The organism is Francisella sp. Scap27 (assembly GCF_013394105.1).
GTDB lineage: Bacteria > Pseudomonadota > Gammaproteobacteria > Francisellales > Francisellaceae > Francisella > Francisella adeliensis.
Genome location: NZ_CP041326.1, coordinates 695,927 through 714,535, shown reverse-complemented (window position 1 = coordinate 714,535; position 18,609 = coordinate 695,927). Strand labels below are relative to the sequence as shown.

Sequence of the window (18,609 nt, the reverse complement as noted above, 5' to 3'; positions counted from 1 at the left end):
AGTCAGATGATGCATTTTCTATTTGTCCTTAAAAGGATGTTATAGTTTACATCAAATTGCGTTGTTAGTAAGATTTGAAGCTACTAGTAGCTCCTACACCTTACTGCCTAGCACTTCAATGCAACTTGTACCACTCAAGTTTGTGTTTAGTGCGTGATATCAGTTATAAAAAACTACAATAATAAATAATAGCCAATGTGCTATAATCTATCTAATTAATTCATTTTGAAATCATTTGAAAATATGAAAATTAAAAGCGTTATTTCTTTACTAGCTCTTGCTGTTGATATAGTTATCCATATAGGTGTTCTTTTTATGGTGGCTATTTATGTTTTTGTGAGTAAGGCTATTATTGGTGTTTTAAGGTTGATAAATAAAATTTTTAAGTTGTTAGGACTTAAAAAGTCTTCTTCTGAACCGATGACATAATCTCAAAAAAACATTCTTAAATCTTATGAAGAATTCTAAATTACAGTTTGATTTACTTTTAAATCAGATACCAACTAAGTTTCGTGGTAAATACATTCCTGCTTTTCGTAATAATAAAATATCTAAAGAGGATTTGTTTCTTGAGTTAGAGTTATTAGCAGATGAAGCAAGTACAAAAAAACTTCCTAAAATATCTTATCCTGACCTGCCTGTTGCTGAAAAAGTTGATGATATAAAAAAACTTATCTCTGAGAATCAAGTAATAGTAGTAGCTGGGGAAACAGGTTCAGGGAAATCAACGCAGCTTCCTAAAATTTGTCTTGATATGGGTTTGGGTAAAAGAGGCCTAATTGGGCATACTCAACCAAGAAGGTTAGCAGCTAGATCTATAGCGAGTAGAGTTGCTAGTGAGATTGGTGATCAGTCAAAGGTGTCTTATAAGATTAGATTCTCTGATAAAACTGATGATAATACTTTGGTTAAAGTAATGACTGACGGAGTATTACTATCAGAGATTAAAAACGATAGATTTTTATCACAATATGAAGTTATTATTATTGATGAAGCACATGAAAGAAGTTTAAATATTGATTTTTTAATGGGTTGTATCAAAAAGATTCTGCCTTTTCGCCCAGATTTGAAAATTATTATAACTTCAGCAACAATCGATCATAATAAATTCACCAGTTATTTCGCTAATGCTAAAGATATAACAGTATCAGGTAGAACTTATCCTGTAGAGATTCGCTATCAAGATGATATTGATTTTGAAAGCTTTTCAATGCAGGAAAGAATTCTTTATGCAATAGATGAACTAGGGTGTGGTGATGTATTAGTTTTTTTGCCAACTGAACGAGATATTCATGAAACGCTAGCTTATCTAAATAAACAAGATTTACGCTTTACAGAAGTTTTACCGCTTTTTTCAAGACTCTCAAATAAAGATCAAAATAAGATATTTAACCCAGAAGGTAGTATTCGTAGAATTATCTTAGCAACAAATGTAGCAGAAACTTCTTTAACTGTGCCACGCATTAAATCTGTGATAGATTCTGGACTTGTCAGGATTAGTCGTTATAGCTATCGAACAAAAGTTCAGCGCTTACCAATTGAGAAAATATCTCAAGCAAGTGCAAATCAGCGAGCAGGTCGTTGTGGTAGATTATCAGCTGGAGTTTGTATTAGGCTTTACAGTGAAGAGGATTTCAATAATCGTAAAGAGTTTACTGATCCTGAGATTTTACGCACAAATTTGGCATCAGTGATTTTACAAATGTTATTTTTGCGACTTGGAAGTATAGATGATTTTCCATTTATAGATGAGCCTGATACTAGGTTTGTTCGAGATGGCTACAAGCTTTTGTTTGAATTAAAAGCTATATCAGAGCTTAACTACTCAAAAGCTACTATAACACAAGATGGTTCAAAAATGGCGACAATGCCACTAGACCCAAAACTTGCCAAAATTGTTATTGAAGCGCAAAGACAAGGGTGTTTAAAAGAGGCTATTTCTATTGTTAGTTTTTTGAGTATTCAAGATCCTAGGGAAAGACCATTAAATTATCAGCAAAAATCAGATACAGCACATGCTGTTGATAAAGATAAAAATTCAGACTTTATAACTATTTTAAATTTGGCAAATAGGCTTACTAGTGATTTAAAAGATTTGACTAATAGTCAGAAAAAAGATTATTTTCGTAAGAACTTTATCTCACCCGTGAGGTTTAATGAATGGAACGACATTTATAGGCAAATAATAGAGGTTGTTCATAAATTTAAATGGAAGCTTAATAGCACCTCTGCCACTTCTTGTACTGACCTAAAGCCTAATAGTAAGAATGTATATGGAAGTAGTTCTTTAGGTGTGAGTTATGAAAAACTCCATAAAGCATTAATAAGTGGTTTTATAGGTAATATTGGTTTTAACTATGAGCTTACAGAATATTTAGGTGCTAGAGGGTTAAAGTTTTTTATATTTCCAGGGTCATCACAGTTTAAGAGGAAGCCTAAATGGATGTTTAGCTCAGAGATTGTTGAAACAACAAAAGTCTTTGCAAGAAATATTGCTAAAATTGAACCTGAATGGATTGAAAGCTTAGCATCTCATCTTATTAAGAAAAATCATGATGAGCCTGTTTGGAGTAAAAAAAGAGGTGTTGTAGTAGCTAATGAAAGAGTCTCTATTTATGGTCTTGAGATAGTTGCTAAAAGATCAATACAGTTTGCTAAAATAAACGAAGAATTAGCAAGAGAGATGTTTATTCGGGAGGCTTTGGTTAATGGTGAATTTGATACTAAAGCATATTTTTTTAATGAGAATCTTAAATTAATAACAGATATTGAAGATTTAGAAAATAAATCTCGTCGCAAAGATATTCTTGTTGATGAGCAGGCGATGTTCGATCATTACAACTCTTTAATGCCGGAAGATGTTTGTAGTAAAGTAACTTTTGAAAAGTGGGCTAAAAAACTTGATAAAAGCCAACAACAGTCATTGCTTTTCGATATAGATAAACTAATGCAACACAATGCTGATGATGTTACACAAGAGAAGTATCCAGATACTTTTAGTGTCGGTAATATGCATCTGCCTCTAGAGTATGAGTTTGATCCATTATCTGAAAATGATGGTGCGACTTTAACTTTACCACTAGCCTTTCTGAATGATATTAATCCGATAGTTTTAGAGTGGGGTGTTTATGGCTTTTTATATGAGAAAATAGTTGGATTGTTGAGAGCATTACCAAAAAATATTCGTAAGAGTTGTGTTCCTGTACCAACTTATGCTCAAGCTATATTTGAATCAATAGATTTTGAGAAAGATAGATTTATTTCTCTAAAAAGTATAGTTGCCAAGCAAGTCACCCGTATTATCGGAATGCCTGTAGATGAAACTATTTGGCAAGATGAAAGTTTAGATAAACATCTTATATTAAACATTAAAGTAGTAGATGCTAATGGTAAGGTTTTAGGTGTTGATAAAGATATTAGTAAGCTTAAAGAAAAGCTTGGGCAAATAGTTGTAAAACCTAAAAGCCAAATTCAAGAAAAAGAGGTTTTAGAATGGCAATGGGATCGAATAGCGAAAACTCAACAAATAAAAGAATACGGTGTAACTGTAGAAGTCTATAATTGCCTTGAGATTTATAAGAATGGAGTGAAATTAAGTTACAAAGCTACTGAAAAAGAGGCGTTTCAATCAATGAAAGTAGCTTTAGCTAGATTAGTAGAAATTAGGCTTGAAGAAGATATGCTAAAAAGTTCAAAAAATAATGATTTAGCAAGTCTATCAATAGCTCTAAAACTAAATGATTCAAAAGATATGATTGTAAATAAAGCGATTGAATTGAGTTTTTTCAATAACCTCCAATCATTGCCATTTACAAAAGTAGATTATCAAAAGTTTTATGAAAATGGTTTGCAAAGCTTTATGTATAATAGAGCAAATATAGAAAAGCTCGTTGAAGAAATATCTAAATATAAAAAGCTGCTTGATAAAAAGTTATCACAAAAGAAAATACCTCTAAACTTTATTGAGCTTTTTGCTGATATAAGAGTTGAGTTGGAAAAACTTTTTGAAGCTAACTATCTAAATGTTCCTTATACTTATTTGCAGAGATTTAAATACTATGTACAGGCATTTGATACTCGACTTGAAAAAGCAAAACAAAACTTGCAAAAAGATCGAGGTTTTAAGATTGAGGTTGAAGAGTTAGAAGCAAAGCTTAGCAAAGTAATATCGAGTAAGCATTTAGATAATAAGTCCGAGTCTGTTGTGAGAATTAAATTTCTGATAAAAGAGCTATGGATTTCTTGGTATTTGCAAAGTGTTAAAACTATTGAGTCTGTATCAATGAAGAAAATCTCAAGCTATATTAAAGAATTATAGTTAAGGTTCGTATACTTTGTTATAATTTTAATTATTTTTATGATTTTATCTTAAATGTTAAAAAGACTTTACGACAAAAGACTTCTGAATTTTTTAGTTATAATTTTTATAACTATAATCTCAGTCAATTGGACTTTCTATATCTTTAAAGAAGATGTAAGTCTAAGCTTTCTATCTATTGTGATTGCCCTTAGATGCATATCTTCATTTTCCTTGTTACGGGATTATATGGCAAGCTGGCGGAAATCGACACAGAAGACTTTTTTGCGCAAAGTTTTTGTCAATATTCCTGTGTTTGTAATAGTTGCTATTAGCTTTTATGGTGAAATTAGATTTGCTCTTATATTTTCTGAATTTTTGTCATACTTACTTTTATTAAATCTTAGTGTTTATTGTTATTGGTATGCTACAAATAAAAGTAGAGTACAAAAAACTAAGAAGGCAATTGTTTATGGAGCAGGTGTTGCAGGGGTTAAGATAGCGGAAGAGCTTTATAATACCGAGTATATGGTTAAATATTTTGTTGATGATAGCTCAACCTTACAAAAGAGAAGTGTAGATGGCAGGAAGATTTTATCAGTAGCTCAGCTTAAGCATAAGCTTTTAACCAACGAATATGATTTGTTGATTATTGCTTTGCCAAAAGAAGCAAACAAGAGAATAAAAAAAACCTATAAAAGTTTTCAGAAAGATTTTAAACAAATTAAGATTATGCCACCCTTAGAGGATGTGCTTCAAGATGAAAGTTATACTGCGCAATTAAAACCAGTATCGTTATATGACTTACTTTCTCGAGACTCTAAAAGTTTAGATGAAACAGCAATTTCTGGATTTATTAAAGATAAAACTGTATTAGTTACCGGAGGTGGGGGGAGTATTGGCTCTGAGATTGTTAGGCAATGTACCAAATATAAGGCTAAAAAAATCATTCTAGTTGATCATAGTGAATATAATTTATATAAAGTTTCTGAGGAGCTTGGTCTAGATGGACTTCGTTATAAATTAGCATCTGTATGTGATATTGATAAAATTCGTAAAATTTTCGATAAGTATCAGCCTAGCGTGGTATTTCATGCCGCAGCTTATAAGCATGTTCCTCTTGTAGAGGGTAATGCTGTAAATGCTATAAAAAATAATGTTTTGGGAACAAAAAATGTAATTGATGTTTCTATAGAAAAAAATGTTGAGTCGTTTATATTAATTTCAACTGATAAAGCCGTTCGTCCTACTAATATTATGGGAGCAACTAAGAGGGTTTGTGAGCTTTACTTGCAAAATGTAGATCCTAAATCTACTAAGCTAGCAGCTGTAAGATTCGGGAATGTCTTAGGTAGTAGTGGTAGTGTGATACCTAAGTTTGAGAGACAGCTGAAATTAGGTGGCCCATTGACTGTGACACATCCAGAGATTACCAGGTATTTTATGCTTATCCCCGAGGCTTGTGAGCTTGTTTTACAAGCAGGTGCAATAGCAAAGAACTCAGAGGTTTTTGTCTTAGATATGGGTGCTCCAGTTAAAATTTTAGATTTAGCTGAACAGTTTAGAAAGCTTTGTGGGAGAGAAGATGTTGAAATAAAAATAACAGGTTTAAGACCTGGTGAAAAACTTTATGAAGAGCTTCTTATAGAAAAAACTGATGCAAGAACAATTTATAAAGATATTTTTGTTGGCCGTAAAACATTTTATGAAATTGAGAGTCTAGCAATAGATATTGAAAAGTTACTTTCTGAGAAAAATAGTCCAATAGATATGTTAAAGAAAATTGTTCCAGAGTTTGAACATAGGTTAAATGGGTAGTTGTTATGTATGTTTTTTTTAAAAGATTTTTAGATATAGTGTTGTCTTTAGTTGGAAGCATTTTATTACTTCCCATTTTTATCTTGGTGATTCTGTTTATAAAACTTGATTCACGAGGACCGATATTTTTTAAGCAAAAACGCTACGGTATTAATAAGAGTTTTTTTTATATATACAAGTTTAGAACAATGTATATTGATACTCCTAAAGATATGCCAACTCATCTTTTAGAAGATCCTACAAAATGTATTACAAAAGTAGGTGCATTTTTACGCAAAACCTCATTGGATGAATTGCCTCAGATTATCAACATTCTAAAAGGTGATATGAGTATAGTTGGGCCTAGACCTGCTTTGTGGAACCAGGAGGATTTAATTGCAGAGCGTGATAAGTATAATGCTAACGATGTCCCTGTTGGTTTAACTGGTTGGGCTCAAATAAATGGTCGTGATGAATTACCGATACCAGATAAAGCTAAGCTTGACGGCGATTATGTCAAAAATAAAAGCACTTGGTTAGATATGAAATGTATTTTTTTGACAGCATTTTCAGTGTTTGCTAAAAAAGGTGTGGTTGAAGGTGGTACAGGATCTTTAGGTGAAAAAGAGGATTTAAAGTGAAAAAAGTACTAGTTACAGGGTTAAGTAGTTATATAGGTAACTCATTCGCAGAGTTTTGCAAAGATGATTTTACTGTTGAGAAAATATCTCTTCGAGATGGTGGTTGGCAAAAACTAGATTTTTCTGTGTATGATAGTATTTTGCATGTAGCAGGTATAGCTCATACATCTAGAAATGCAAATCTTGAAAGTCTTTACTATAATGTGAATGTTGATTTGACGATTAAGATTGCTGAAAAGGCTAAGCGAGATGGTGTTAGTCAATTCGTGTTTTTAAGTAGTATAATAGTTTACGGTGATAATAATTCACCTGTTGGTACTACAAAGGTCATAGATAAGGATACAAAACCAAATCCAGATGATTTTTATGGTGATAGCAAGCTACAAGCTGAAAATGACTTGAAATCTATCGAAGATACTAAATTTAAAATAGCTATTATTAGACCTCCGATGATATATGGTGAAGGCTCGAAAGGGAACTATTCTAAACTGGTAAAACTTGCAAAATATTCACTAATATTTCCTAATATTAAAAACCAAAGAAGTGTTTTGCATATAGATAAGTTATCTCAAGAGTTAAGAGAAATAATTCTCAAAAATCAAAACGGTTTATTTAACCTTCAAGATGAAAACTATTTTTGTACATCTCAATTTATTAAAGATTATCGGGCTACTTTAGGGAAAAAAACATTGTTAGTTAGTGTTTTTAATCCTTTTATCAGGATAGCTTCTAAGAAAGTGGTTATGCTAAGGAAAATGTTTGGTAGCTTAATTTATAAAAAGTAAGTATATTAAAAGTGTTTTACTAATCAAATATCTAGAGAAACACTTTAAAAAATAATATACTATATTTATAGTGATTATTTAAAGTCAGAGTGAGAAACAGCGTGATAAACGTAATTTTATGTGGTGGTAGTGGGACTAGGCTTTGGCCAATTAGTAGGAAGTTATTGCCTAAACAGTTTGTGAGAATGTTTGATAATGAATCGCTTTTTCAACTTACTGTTAAAAGAAATGCAAAATTTTGCTCTGGTAGTTATATAGTATCTAACACGGAACAATTATTTTTAGCTAAAGATCAATTGTGTGATCTTAATAAATCAGACACAGGAACCTTTATAGTTGAACCTGTTGGGCGTAACACTGCTCCAGCAGTAGCTTTGGCCTGTATGGAAGCTGCGAGTGACGATGTTGTATTTATAACACCAGCAGACCATATTATTGATTGTGATGATGAGTATGAAAGGGTCATGCTTGAAGCTAAGAAGCTAGCTCAAGATGGTGGTTTAGTAACATTTGGGATAACGCCTGATCATCCAAACACTGGTTTTGGATATATCCAGGCAGGCAAGAACAATAGTGTTGAAAGTTTTCATGAAAAGCCGACATTAGATAAAGCACAGAAATACCTTGATAGTGGTAAATATTTTTGGAATTCAGGAATGTTTATGTTTAAAGCAGGAGTTTTTCTTGATGAGTTGAAAAAGCACTCTCCTGAGATTTACAATGCAACTAAAATTGCATTTGATAATGCTAAAGCTATTGATGGAGATGTTAGTTTAGAAGATATGGCTAATATTCCTGAAGACTCTATTGACTATGCTGTGATGGAGAAATCCGATAAAATTAAGATGGTTGCTGCAAATATTACATGGAGTGATGTGGGAAGTTTTGACTCTCTTTATGATCATATGTCTAAAGATGAGAATGGTAATGCATTGAATGATAATCACATATGTATAGATAGTAGTAATAACCTTATTTACGGTGGCGAGAAAAAAATTGCTACAGTGGGCGTTGATGATCTAATAATAGTAGATACAGGAGATGCTCTTTTAATATCTAAGAAAGGTAGTTCACAAAGGGTAAAAGAAGTTGTGAGTATGCTTGATGATGGACTGAAAAATATTCATTTGAAGGCTTATAGACCTTGGGGGTCATACACTGTATTAGAAGATAAGCCTGGTTACAAAATCAAGAAAATTGAGGTCGCGCCTGGTAAAAGGTTATCACTACAGAAACATTTTCATCGAAGTGAGCATTGGGTGGTTTTGTCAGGTACTGCAACAGTAACCAATGGTGATGAGATTACTACGGTGAGACCTAACGAGTCTGTTTATATACGAATGGGTGATATTCATAGGCTGGAAAATAATGGTAGAATACCAATAGTGTTAATAGAAGCGCAAGTTGGTGAATATACTGGCGAAGATGATATTGTTCGCTTAGAAGATGATTATAATAGAGCTTAATATTTATTTTAAAATCTAAAACAAAAGGAATGAATGAAATGGAAAAAAAAGTAGCATTAATTACAGGTATTACGGGTCAAGATGGATCTTATTTAGCAGAGTTTTTATTAAAAAAAGGCTATGTTGTTCATGGTGTGAAAAGAAGAAGCTCACTTTTTAATACGGATAGAATAGATCATTTATATCAAGACCCTCATGTTGAAAATGCTGATTTTATTCTTCACTTTGGTGATATGACAGACTCTATGAATCTAACTAAAATTATAGCGGATACTCAGCCTGATGAGATTTATAATCTTGCTGCTATGAGCCATGTTCATGTGAGTTTTGAAACACCTGAGTATGTGTGTAATGCTGATGCCGCTGGTACTTTGAGAGTACTTGAAGCAGTGAGACTTTTAGGTTTAGAGAAAAAGACTAGAATCTATCAAGCAAGTACTTCAGAGCTTTATGGTAAAGTTCAAGAAATACCACAAACTGAAACTACGCCATTTTATCCAAGATCTCCTTATGCTGTAGCAAAGATGTACGCTTACTGGATCACAGTTAACTATAGAGAAGCTTATGGTATGTATGCTTGTAATGGTATTTTATTTAACCATGAATCACCTGTTAGGGGTGAGACTTTTGTAACGAGAAAGATTACGCGAGCAGCTTCTAAAGTAGCTCTTAATCTACAAGATAAATTATATCTTGGTAACTTAGATGCTAAAAGAGACTGGGGTCATGCTAAGGACTATGTAAGAATGATGTGGATGATCTTGCAAGCAGAACAGCCAGAAGATTGGGTTATTGCGACAGGTCAAACTACGACGGTTAGGGATTTTGTTAAACTGGCATTTAACTACGCAGGCATAGAGTTAAAGTTTGAAGGTGAAGGTGTTGATGAGACTGGTGTTGTAGCATCTGTTGATAATGCTAGAGCATCTGAGCTTAACCTTGATTTATCACACTTGAAAGTTGGTCAAACAGTTGTGCTTGTAGACCCTAGATACTTTAGACCTACAGAGGTTGATCTTTTGATTGGTGATCCAACAAAAGCTGAGACTAAACTTGGTTGGAATAGGGAGTATGATTTAAAAGATTTAGTTGATGATATGATGCAATCTGACTTAAAAATGATGACTAAAGATGTTTACCTTCAAAAGGGTGGTTACAAAACTATGAGCTACTTTGAATAGAGAGATTGTAATGAATAAAGATAGTAAAATATATGTGGCTGGCCATAGAGGTTTGGTTGGCTCTGCGATAGTTAAAAATCTTCAAAACAAGGGTTATACTAATCTTGTTTATAAGACTCATAAAGAGCTAGATCTAACAGATAAAATAGCGGTTGAAGATTTTTTTGCAGTTGAAAAACCGGAATATGTGATTTTAGCAGCTGCTAAAGTTGGTGGTATTGTTGCAAATAATACTTATAGAGCTGATTTTATATATGATAATCTTCAGATTCAAAATAATGTAATTCATCAGAGTTATGTTTATGGCGTTAAAAAGCTTCTATTTTTGGGTAGCACTTGTATTTATCCTAAAAATGCACCACAACCAATGCCAGAGGATTGTTTACTAACAAGTCCTTTAGAATATACTAATGAGCCTTATGCAATAGCAAAGATTGCAGGTATTAAAATGTGTGAAAGTTATAATCTTCAATATGGCACTAATTTTATATCTGTAATGCCTACTAATCTTTATGGCCCTAATGATAATTTTGATTTAGAAAAATCTCATGTTTTACCTGCATTAATTAGAAAAATTCACTTAGCTAAGCTTTTGAATCAAGGCAAGGTAACTGATGTTGTTGCTAATCTTGACATGCCTTCTGAGCAAGAAGCTTTAGAGTATTTGAGAGATTTTGGTGTATCTGAAAACTCTGTAGAGATATGGGGGACGGGTAAACCAAGAAGAGAGTTTTTGTATTCTGAGGATATGGCGGATGCATGTGTATTTCTATTAGAAAATAGAGATTTTAAAGATACTTATTCAAACGATGTTCCAGAGGTAAGAAATACACATATTAATATAGGGACAGGTGTTGATATATCAATAAAAGAACTCGCTGAACTTATTAAGACTGTGGTTGGTTTTAAAGGTGAGTTGGTGTTTAATGCTGATAAACCTGATGGCACAATGGTTAAGCTTACGGATCCATCAAAACTTCATGGTTTAGGTTGGAAGCATAAAGTTGAGCTTGAAGAGGGTGTTAATAAGATTTATCAATGGTATCTAAACACTCATTCTTAACTTCAAATATTTGTTTCTAACTCCCCCTATCTATAATAAATTACTTTAACCTTTGTTTTATATCCTCTATAATTGACAGATATGTTTTAATATTTATGAGAGTGTGCTTTTTATGAAAGGAATAATACTAGCTGGTGGAAGTGGTACTAGACTTTATCCAATTACCAAAGGAGTTAGTAAACAGCTTACTCCTATTTATGATAAGCCTTTGATATATTATCCACTATCGGTTCTTATGTTAGCTGGTTTAAAAGATATATTGATAATTACTACAGAGGTTGATCAACCAAGCTTTAAGAGTTTGTTAGGTGATGGCTCAGATCTTGGTATTAATTTGGAATATATAGTTCAACCAAGTCCTGATGGTCTTGCTCAAGCATTTATATTGGCAGAAGATTTTCTTGATGGTGATTCAGCATGTTTAGTTTTGGGAGATAATATTTTTTATGGACATGATCTTCCTAAAATGTTTGCCAAAAGTATTCGCAATGTAACGGAACATAATAGTGCAAGTATATTTGGCTATTATGTAAATGACCCTGAAAGATATGGCGTGGCTGATTTTGACAGCAAAGGTAATGTTGTCAGTATTGAAGAAAAGCCTATTAAACCAAAGTCTAATTATGCAGTTGTAGGCTTGTATTTTTATCCAAATGATGTGGTAGAGAAAGCTAAGCAAGTAGAGCCATCAGAGCGCGGTGAGTTGGAGATATCTACTTTAAATGAAATATATTTAAAAGAATCAAGACTAAAAGTTAAAACAATGGGTAGAGGCTACGCATGGCTTGATACAGGAACTCATGAGAGTATGCTAGCAGCTAGTAACTTTATACAAACTATAGAGGATAGACAGGGATTAAAAGTTGCTTGCTTAGAAGAGATAGCTTATGAAATGGACTATATATCTAAACAACATTTATTGGAGCTTGCTCAACCACTCAAAAAGAATCAGTATGGACAATACTTAATTAAAAGAGCTAGTGAAGGTGTTGTTAAAAGATGAAATTTATAAGAACATCAATACCAGACGTAGTCATCTGCGATCCAATGGTACATGGAGATGATAGAGGGTATTTTGTTGAGACTTTTCGTGAAGATAAGTTATTTGATTATATTGGGTATAAAGTTAACTTCTGTCAAGATAATGAGTCTAAAAGTTTAAGAGGTGTTCTTAGGGGATTGCATTATCAATTAGCCCCTCACGCTCAGACAAAATTAGTTAGAGTTATTAAAGGTAAGGTTTTAGATGTTGCTGTAGATATTCGTAAAGGGAGTTCTACCTTTGGTCAGCATGTAGCAGTTGAGTTAAGCGCAGAAAATAAAAAACAAATATTGGTTCCTAGAGGCTTTGCACATGGATTTGTGGTCTTAGAGGATGATACAATATTTGCATACAAGGTTGATAACTACTATTCACCAGAGTGTGATAGAGGGATAGCATTTGACGATATAGACTTAGGTATCGATTGGCAGGTTGATACTGAAAGTCTAAAACTTTCTGAAAAAGATAAAAAGCAGCCGAAACTATTTAGCATAACTGATGACAAAGAGATATTTGATTTTGGAGTAGATTATTATGCCTAATAGTGTATTTAATATATTAATAACAGGCTCAAATGGTCAACTAGGAAGTGAAATAAGAGAGTTAGAAGAGAAATGTTTTTATAATTTCTTTTTTACAGATAGAACAAATATAGATATTACTTCTAAGGATAGTATAAAAAACTTCTGTGAATCTAATAAGATTAATACAATAATTAATTGTGCAGCATATACAGCTGTCGATAAAGCAGAAACTGATGTTGAGAATGCAGACCTGATAAACAAAAAATCAGTAGAGAAGCTAGCTATAGTTTCAAAAGAGTTAAATATAAAGCTTATACATATTTCGACTGATTATGTCTTTGATGGTGAAAACTATAAACCATATGTTGAGTCTGATGTAACAAATCCTCAAGGTGTATATGGTGAAACTAAGTTAGCTGGTGATAATGTTATGCTAAAAGTAAATCCTAGAAATTCTATAATAATTAGAACATCATGGGTTTATTCTAGTTTTGGTTCAAATTTCGTGAAAACGATGCTTCGACTCGGTAAAGAAAGAGATTCTTTAGGTGTTATATTTGATCAAGTTGGTACTCCAACATATGCAAGAGATTTAGCAGTAGCTATATTAGATATTTTGCCAAAGATAAGTAATGAAGCAGTTGAGATTTACCATTATTCAAATGAGGGTGTAGCATCGTGGTATGATTTTGCTAAAGAAATTATAGGTATAGCACAAATAAATTGTGTAGTTAATCCTATAGAAACTTCTGACTATCAAACACCAGCGAAAAGACCCCATTATAGTTTACTTAATAAGAAGAAAATAAAAGATTCCTACAGTATAAATGTTCCATATTGGAAAGATTCACTAGAAGATTGTCTAAAAAGATTACAAAAGGATTTATAAAATGAGTTATAAAGCTAAAAATATATTAGTAACTGGTGCAGCTGGTTTTATTGGTAGTAATTATGTGCGTATGATGTTGACTAGATACGATGATGTGAAAATAGTCTCTTACGATAAGCTCACATACGCTGGTAGCTTAGAAAATTTGAAAGATTTAAATAACGAGTCTAACCATACATTTGTGAAAGGTGATATTTGTGATGAAAAACAAGTTTATGAAACCTTAAAAGGTCATAATATCGATACGGTTGTACATTTTGCAGCTGAATCACATGTTGATAACTCTATTGCTAATCCTAAAGTGTTTTTAGAGACAAATGTCATTGGTACATTTAATTTACTTAATCAAGCTAAAAGATATTGGTTAGATGAGCAGGGTTTAGATCATACTAGTTGTAAATTTCACCATGTGTCAACAGACGAGGTGTATGGTACTCTTGAAAAGGATGATCCAGCGTTTACAGAAGATAAAGCTTATGAGCCAAACTCACCATACTCAGCTAGTAAAGCAGGCTCTGATCATATAGTTAGAGCATATTTACATACATACAAACTACCTGTGACTATATCAAATTGTTCAAATAATTATGGTCCATATCAGCACCCAGAGAAGTTGATACCAGTAGTTATTGGTAGTTGTATTAATCAAAAATCAATCCCTGTATATGGTGATGGTTCTAATATAAGAGATTGGTTATATGTTGAAGATCATTGTGACGCTATTCAAACAGTTGTAGAGAAAGGTGTTATAGGTGAAGTTTATAATGTTGGTGGTATCAATGAGGTTGATAACCTCACATTAATCAATACAATCTGTAAATTAATGGATGAGTATAAACCTGAAAATGCTCCGCATAAAAACTTAATATCCTTTGTTGAAGATAGAAAAGGACATGACTGGAGATATGCTATTGATAATAGTAAAATCCAAAATGAGTTAGGCTGGAAGCCATCTCAAGATTTTGAGAAGATGTTTAAGCAAACTATAGAGTTTTATATCAACAAAAAAATAGATTGAAAAATTTATATAAATGTCGCTGTGTTGTTAAAAGAGTAAATACTAAATAAAGTGAATTAGGGCTTGGAGTATGGGAAAAACATATAGGTTGAGTGAGTTTGTTGATAATTCAGCAATCATAAAAGATGGCGTTTTCGAAACTGTAGGAAGTGCTAATATAAAAGACAGAGATAATGTTCTGTGTTACGCCTCAAACTCCAAGTTCTTGGAAATAGCTGAGGAAAATAGCAATATCTCGGCAATTATCACAACTAAAGACCTAAAAGATAGATGTACAAAAGCCGTTGCGATGTGTGACGAGCCAGTTTTCTTGTATGGCGAAATTCTTAATGTTTTTATAAATAAAGGATTGATTAAGCCCTTTATGAGCTACAAAATAAGTAAATCGGCCATAATAGATAAAAGTGCATTTATTAGTTCAAAGTGCTATATTGGTAACAATGTCACTATAGGGAAAAATGTGATTATACACGAATATACAATAATAGAAGATGGTTGTATAATTGGTGATAATGTAGTGTTGGGGTGTGAGGGTTTTTACTTTCGAAGAAAGAAAAATGGAGAAGTTATTAAGTTTTTACATGCGGGTGGTGTGCATTTGCATAAAAATGTAGAGATAATGACAGGAAGTATGGTTCAAAGAGCTCATGATGCTGAATTTACAACAATAGGTAGTGGAACTAAAATCAGTGTAAATGTTAATATTGGGCACAGCTGTAAAATTGGGGAAAATAATATTATAACAGGTAAGGTGCAGGTTGCAGGTTGGTCAAGTATAGGTGATAATTGTTGGGTTGGTACATCCTCCGTAATTGCAGATTATGTAACTATAGGGAGCAATGCAAATATAAAGGTAGGGAGTGTTGTAGTTAAGGATGTAAAAGAAAATGAAGTAGTTTCTGGGAATTTTGCATATAGCCATGCCAAAAGAATACGTAATTTTATCAGGGAAAGTCTAAAATGAAAAAACACGATTTAAAATTTTGTTTTAAAGGGAATAGAAAGTATGTGCATGGTACGGATATTTTCAATCAAGTTTGCGGTATGTTTGATATTGACTTTGAAGGTATGGATGTATCGTTTCATGGGATTTCTGAGAGAAATTTATCAATTTCAAAAGTGATGCCAGATAATAAAGATGATATAAAGTTTGTATTTAAACTCAAAGATAGTCAACACACATATATATACTATGGCTTTGAGAATAATATAGATATAAACTGTAAATATGAATATGATGAAAGTATTATATGTAAAGCTTCAAATATTGTGATGCAAAAAAAAGAGATAATACTATCTAAAATAACAGGTTACTCTTTTATAGAAAATATAGTTGCTCTAAATAAGCATTTACTAGAAAACATTTATTTAGATGCTCATGGGAAGTGGTATTTTTCTAGACTTCAGTTGAATAAAGCTATAGTCTCTGATGGTGAAATTAAGTTGTGTTTTAGAAGTAATTTTAACTTTAAGCTTATTAAGACGGAAATTTTTATAGATAATATATCTGTAGGGTTTATATATTTTAGTTTGGTATAAAAGGAATACTGTATGATAGGAATTGAAGAAATTGCAAGCTATGTGCCTAATCAAAGAATATCAAACTACAACAAGAAAGAAAAATTTGATATAGATGATAAATTTATAGTAGATAAAATAGGTGTTGAGTATCATAGTGTTAAACATGAGGATGAAAAATCATCAGACTTGTGTGTTAAAGCATTTGAAGCATTGGTGGAAAAAAATAGTATTGATAAAAGTGAAATAGACTGCTGTATTGTGGTGACACAAAACCCTGACTACAATATTCCTCACACATCAGCTATAGTTCATAATAAGTTAGGTTTATCGATGAATTGCGCTTGTTTTGATATTTCTTTAGGGTGTAGTGGTTATGTATATGGGTTGTCTAATATAATTTCATTTATGAAAAATAATAATCTAAAGAATGGCTTATTATTTACAGCTGATCCATATTCTGAAATAGTCAACCAAGATGATAAAAATACAGCATTGTTATTCGGAGATGCTGCGACCGTTACATATGTTAGTGAAAATCCTAAGTACTCTTTAGGTGATGTTATGTTTGGCACCGACGGTAGTAACTATAAGGAGCTGATATGTTGTAATGATAGGTTGTATATGAATGGTAGGGCTGTTTTTACATTTACTGCTACAATGATACCAAGACATATTAAATCTCTAATGGATAAAAATAACATTCTAGATGAAGATGTTAGCAAATATATACTTCATCAAGGTAGTAAGTATATAGTTGATACAATACAAAAACGGTTGAAGATTGATGCCTTTAAGGTGCCATTTAGTATGGATAATTATGGTAATACAATATCTTCATCGATACCTATAATTTTAGAGGAAGAAATAACTGATAGTAATAATCATCTGATAATTCTATCAGGCTTTGGTGTTGGCCTTTCATGGGCTAGTGCTATAATTAAAAAAATATAAGGAATAAATAATATGGTAACACGAGAAGATATAATAAATGTAATAAAAGAAGCAGATGTAATGTTTGATCTAGAAAATGTAGTTGATGATTTGAGTTTAGAAGAGCAGGGCCTTGACTCTTTGGATGCAGTTACAGTTTTTCTATTAGTTGAAGAAAAATACGATATTAAAATTCCAGATACTGATATAGAGCAAGTACAAACTTTGACATCTTTGATTCATTATGTAAACACAAAATTGTAGAAAATGTTTAAGCAGATTATTGATTTTTATTTGTGATGACTTCATTATATTTCTATGATAATTGTGTTTTTCTAAAGTTGGTTAAGTATAATTTCCTTACAATAATCTATGCTGGTAAATATTTATATTTTATATTATGGATTTTTTCTTTTTAAGCTTAGAAGAATCTCTTGGTGATGATAATAAGTTTGTGAAATTAAATAAGTTATTAGACTTTAGTAAGTTCAATAAAATAGTTAAAGGTACTTACATACAAGATATAACGAACTAAGGAAAGCCTAGTTATAACAGTTTGGTGATTTTTAAACTGTGTTATTAGATCAATGGTATAGCTTAAGTGATAGAGAGCTAGCAAGTAGCGTAAACTAAGATTAGAGTTCCTTTATTTCACAGGCTTTGCTCCTACGGATGATCTACCTGATTACAGTAATACTATAAATAAATAAAAATATTCTAATTCAAAAGAATAAGCTTAAGAAACTATTCAAGACATTTAATAAGCCGCTTAATGAATTAGGCTTATGCATAGATAATACTAGGGGAGTAATTATAGATGCTAGATTGGTAGAGTCGGCTGGTCGTCCGAATAAGTATCTAGATAACCCTTTAGAAGATAGAACTGAAGATCAAGGCAGTACATCAGATATTTTATACGGTGAATATAAAGGTGCTAAGTGGATTAAAAAAGGTAAAAAAGCCATTATGGCTATCAAGTATTTACAAGTGCTGATGATAATCATGGGTTTATACAAATAGTACATACGGAGTCAGCAGAAGCTTATGAAACTCATAGACTTCAAAACTATGTTAAACAATATGGATGCAGCTTCTATACTAGCTATAAAGCTTATGACATTAAAGCAAATAAAGAATGCTAAAAGCACTAAAGATTAGGAGTCGTAGATTACAAAAAGCACAAAGGAATAAACCTCTTACTAAAAGGCAAAACGAAGAAATATACTCATCTCAAAAACTAGGTACAAAGTTGAAAGGTGCTTGCTACATTAAAAAGAAAGTTTAATTTTTCTAGAGCTAGTTACTTCTCTACAGTAAAAGTTCATGCATAAGCTTTAATGAAAGCTTACTATTTTAAAATGTTAGAAGCTATCAGAAATAAATGATTAAATCAACAATCTTTTTAATATGTCAGAGAAAAGATAAAGAAATAGGGTGAAAAAGATAACTAGTAGA

General features: G+C 32.0%; 18 protein-coding genes. All 18 read left to right on the top strand.

Annotated features, from left to right (window positions below):
- The first annotated feature begins 243 nt into the window (after window positions 1-243).
- The 18 genes from FLM55_RS03440 to FLM55_RS09475 all read left to right on the top strand — a co-directional run bounded on the left by FLM55_RS03440 (window position 244) and on the right by FLM55_RS09475 (window position 18,174).
- Window positions 244-429, top strand: a complete 186-nt coding sequence (locus FLM55_RS03440; RefSeq protein WP_178948035.1) for a hypothetical protein — start codon at window positions 244-246, stop codon at window positions 427-429.
- Window positions 430-454: 25 nt separating this feature from the next.
- The gene (hrpA, locus tag FLM55_RS03435) at window positions 455-4,318 is read left to right on the top strand and encodes an ATP-dependent RNA helicase HrpA (RefSeq protein WP_178948034.1); all 3,864 of its coding nucleotides are present in this window, start codon (window positions 455-457) and stop codon (window positions 4,316-4,318) included.
- 54 nt (window positions 4,319-4,372) lie between these two features.
- Window positions 4,373-6,115 (top strand): nucleoside-diphosphate sugar epimerase/dehydratase, encoded by a 1,743-nt coding sequence (locus tag FLM55_RS03430; RefSeq protein ID WP_178948033.1) that lies wholly within the window; start codon window positions 4,373-4,375, stop codon window positions 6,113-6,115.
- Window positions 6,116-6,120: 5 nt separating this feature from the next.
- Window positions 6,121-6,735 (top strand): sugar transferase, encoded by a 615-nt coding sequence (locus FLM55_RS03425; RefSeq protein ID WP_178948032.1) that lies wholly within the window; start codon window positions 6,121-6,123, stop codon window positions 6,733-6,735.
- The gene (locus tag FLM55_RS03420) at window positions 6,732-7,520 is read left to right on the top strand and encodes an NAD-dependent epimerase/dehydratase family protein (RefSeq protein WP_178948031.1); all 789 of its coding nucleotides are present in this window, start codon (window positions 6,732-6,734) and stop codon (window positions 7,518-7,520) included. The genes FLM55_RS03425 and FLM55_RS03420 overlap by 4 nt, the downstream gene beginning before the upstream one ends.
- A gap of 101 nt (window positions 7,521-7,621) precedes the next feature.
- Window positions 7,622-8,986 carry a mannose-1-phosphate guanylyltransferase/mannose-6-phosphate isomerase gene (locus tag FLM55_RS03415; protein ID WP_178948030.1) on the top strand — a complete coding sequence of 455 codons (1,365 nt, stop codon included), beginning with the start codon at window positions 7,622-7,624 and terminating at the stop codon, window positions 8,984-8,986.
- Between the two features lie 38 nt (window positions 8,987-9,024).
- Window positions 9,025-10,167, top strand: a complete 1,143-nt coding sequence (gmd, locus tag FLM55_RS03410; protein ID WP_178948029.1) for a GDP-mannose 4,6-dehydratase — start codon at window positions 9,025-9,027, stop codon at window positions 10,165-10,167.
- 10 nt (window positions 10,168-10,177) lie between these two features.
- Window positions 10,178-11,230: a GDP-L-fucose synthase gene (locus FLM55_RS03405; protein ID WP_178948028.1), complete on the top strand. Its 1,053-nt coding sequence runs from the start codon at window positions 10,178-10,180 to the stop codon at window positions 11,228-11,230.
- Window positions 11,231-11,342: 112 nt separating this feature from the next.
- Complete coding sequence (gene rfbA, locus FLM55_RS03400; protein WP_178948027.1) at window positions 11,343-12,233, top strand: glucose-1-phosphate thymidylyltransferase RfbA; 891 nt, start codon at window positions 11,343-11,345, stop codon at window positions 12,231-12,233.
- The gene (rfbC, locus tag FLM55_RS03395; protein ID WP_178948026.1) at window positions 12,230-12,814 is read left to right on the top strand and encodes a dTDP-4-dehydrorhamnose 3,5-epimerase; all 585 of its coding nucleotides are present in this window, start codon (window positions 12,230-12,232) and stop codon (window positions 12,812-12,814) included. Before rfbA ends, rfbC begins: the two co-directional genes overlap by 4 nt.
- Entirely contained in the window at window positions 12,807-13,685 is an 879-nt protein-coding gene (rfbD, locus tag FLM55_RS03390) for a dTDP-4-dehydrorhamnose reductase (protein WP_178948025.1), read from the top strand. Before rfbC ends, rfbD begins: the two co-directional genes overlap by 8 nt.
- Before the next feature lies 1 nt (window position 13,686).
- Window positions 13,687-14,703, top strand: a complete 1,017-nt coding sequence (rfbB, locus tag FLM55_RS03385) for a dTDP-glucose 4,6-dehydratase (protein ID WP_178948023.1) — start codon at window positions 13,687-13,689, stop codon at window positions 14,701-14,703.
- Window positions 14,704-14,773: 70 nt separating this feature from the next.
- The gene (locus FLM55_RS03380) at window positions 14,774-15,667 is read left to right on the top strand and encodes a hypothetical protein (RefSeq protein ID WP_178948022.1); all 894 of its coding nucleotides are present in this window, start codon (window positions 14,774-14,776) and stop codon (window positions 15,665-15,667) included.
- Entirely contained in the window at window positions 15,664-16,242 is a 579-nt protein-coding gene (locus FLM55_RS03375) for a hypothetical protein (RefSeq protein WP_178948021.1), read from the top strand. The genes FLM55_RS03380 and FLM55_RS03375 overlap by 4 nt, the downstream gene beginning before the upstream one ends.
- Window positions 16,243-16,254: 12 nt before the next feature.
- The gene (locus FLM55_RS03370) at window positions 16,255-17,175 is read left to right on the top strand and encodes a ketoacyl-ACP synthase III (RefSeq protein ID WP_178948020.1); all 921 of its coding nucleotides are present in this window, start codon (window positions 16,255-16,257) and stop codon (window positions 17,173-17,175) included.
- A gap of 12 nt (window positions 17,176-17,187) precedes the next feature.
- Window positions 17,188-17,418, top strand: coding sequence for an acyl carrier protein (locus FLM55_RS03365; RefSeq protein ID WP_178948019.1), 231 nt, complete (start codon window positions 17,188-17,190; stop codon window positions 17,416-17,418).
- 136 nt (window positions 17,419-17,554) lie between these two features.
- The gene (locus FLM55_RS09480) at window positions 17,555-17,689 is read left to right on the top strand and encodes a hypothetical protein (protein ID WP_256868913.1); all 135 of its coding nucleotides are present in this window, start codon (window positions 17,555-17,557) and stop codon (window positions 17,687-17,689) included.
- A gap of 290 nt (window positions 17,690-17,979) precedes the next feature.
- The gene (locus FLM55_RS09475; protein ID WP_256868912.1) at window positions 17,980-18,174 is read left to right on the top strand and encodes a hypothetical protein; all 195 of its coding nucleotides are present in this window, start codon (window positions 17,980-17,982) and stop codon (window positions 18,172-18,174) included.
- Window positions 18,175-18,609: the final 435 nt, after the last annotated feature.